Source organism: Polaromonas sp. P1_E3, assembly GCF_056405935.1.
The window spans coordinates 1-1357 of the sequence record NZ_JBFUBD010000580.1; the positions used below are offsets into that span (position 1 = coordinate 1).

Annotated in this window: 2 protein-coding genes; both read left to right on the top strand. The window is 60.4% G+C overall.

Annotated features, from left to right (window positions below; genetic code table 11):
- The coding region (locus AC1D0Z_RS21865) for an MFS transporter (RefSeq protein WP_477660250.1) at positions 1-967 on the top strand (967 nt) is incomplete at its 5' end.
- A 50-nt stretch (positions 968-1017) separates the two neighbouring features.
- A partial coding sequence (locus AC1D0Z_RS21870; protein WP_477660251.1) for a hypothetical protein occupies positions 1018-1357 on the top strand: 340 nt, incomplete at its 3' end.

Here is a 1357-nt window from a genome sequence, read left to right on the forward strand (position 1 = left end):
CGCCGGTTTTGCCTGGCTGTTGTCGCTGGTGCCGCTGTCCGTCATCTGCTTCTTCGGCATGAACAACCTGAAGACCGTCTCGCCCGCCATTGGCGGCACGATCCCGGCCTTCCTCAAGATCATCTGGCTTTACACCCTGTCTTTTGTGCCGGCAGGCATCGGCCTGTACCTCTACCTGCCCAAACCCACGGGCTTGGGTCTGCTCAACATGTGGATCGCCATGCCCTTGATTGTGGCAAGCACCTTGCTGGTGCTCAAGCTCACTGCCTTCGGCACGATGAAAGAAAACATCACCAAGCAGTTTGCGATCTTCAGCAACAAGCACACCTGGTCTCTTACGCTGCTGTACATCGTGACCTTCGGCTCCTTCATCGGGTTTTCGATGGCCTTGCCGCTGGCCATCACGGTGATTTTCGGCATCAGCCATGTGCCTGACGCAGCAGGCGTCATGCAGCACGCACTGAAGAACCCCAATGCGCCCTCGGCACTGACCTTTGCCTGGATAGGCCCTTTTGTCGGCGCGCTGATCCGGCCCGTGGGCGGTTGGGTCTCGGACAAGGTTGGCGGCTCCATCGTGACGCAGATCATTTCCGCCGTCATGGTGGCGGCCTCCGCTGCCGTGGGCTACGTCATGCTGCTGGCCTACAAGTCGGCCACGCCCGAACAGTACTTCCTGCTCTTCATGGTGCTTTTCGTCGTGCTGTTTGCGGCCAGCGGCATCGGCAACGGTTCAACCTTTCGCACCATCGGCGTCATCTTTGACCGCCAGCAGGCCGGCCCTGTGCTGGGCTGGACATCGGCCATCGCCGCCTACGGTGCCTTCATCGCTCCGGTGGTCATAGGCGCGCAGATCAAGGCCGGCACGCCCGAGCACGCGATGTACGGCTTTGCCATCTTCTATGCCCTGTGCCTGGTGCTGAACTGGTGGTTTTACCTGCGTCGCGGCGCAGAGATCAAAAACCCCTGAGCCGCCGCTGCGCCCGCCTCTACCGCTTTACCGCTTTAACGGAGAATTCAATGAGTCATTTTCTCGATAGACTGAGCCACTTTTCCAACCCCAGGGAGTCCTTCTCCGGGGACCACGGTGTCACCACTGCCGAAGACAGAACCTGGGAAGACGCCTACCGCAACCGCTGGGCACATGACAAGATTGTGCGCAGCACCCATGGCGTGAACTGCACGGGATCGTGCTCGTGGAAGATTTATGTCAAGGGCGGCATCGTCACCTGGGAAACCCAGCAGACTGATTACCCGCGCACCCGCTGGGACATGCCCAACCACGAGCCGCGCGGTTGCTCGCGCGGCGCCAGCTACAGCTGGTACCTGTACAGCGCCAATCGCGTCAAGTACCCTATGG